This window comes from Pseudomonas sp. PICF6 (assembly GCF_009831705.1).
GTDB classification, from domain to species: Bacteria; Pseudomonadota; Gammaproteobacteria; order Pseudomonadales; family Pseudomonadaceae; genus Aquipseudomonas; species Aquipseudomonas rhizophila.
The window spans coordinates 27,674-28,057 of sequence record NZ_WUUD01000011.1 but is presented as its reverse complement, the minus strand read 5'-3'; the positions used below and the strand labels follow the sequence as shown (position 1 = coordinate 28,057).

At 57.0% G+C, this 384-nt stretch carries 1 protein-coding gene; it reads right to left on the bottom strand.

From position 1 onward, the window contains the following. Positions 1-203: 203 nt before the first annotated feature. Positions 204-384 (bottom strand): amino acid--tRNA ligase-related protein (locus GSM73_RS26845; protein WP_306110006.1); only part of this gene is annotated, 181 nt, incomplete at its 5' end.

Here is a 384-nt window from a genome sequence, read left to right as displayed (position 1 = left end):
TCACTGCCCTGCCGGCTGGCCTTGCGACCCTGGTACTGAACACTTTCAGCGACAGCAGTGGCGACGCCCGCCGCACCTTCTGGAGCCATTACACGATTCACGACAGGTCTTTCCTCGCTATTTCAAAATTAACCAATTGATACGTTTGTACCAGACAGGCAATAAAAAGCCGCCTGTTCGAGGCGGCTTTTTAATTGAAACACTTACGCTTGGGGCCGCATGTGCGGGAAAAGAATGACATCCCGGATCGACGGTGAGTTGGTCAGCAACATCACCAGGCGATCGATGCCGATGCCTTCGCCGGCCGTCGGCGGCATGCCGTACTCAAGGGCGCGAACGAAGTCGGCATCGTAGTGCATGGCCTCGTCGTCGCCGGCGTCCTTG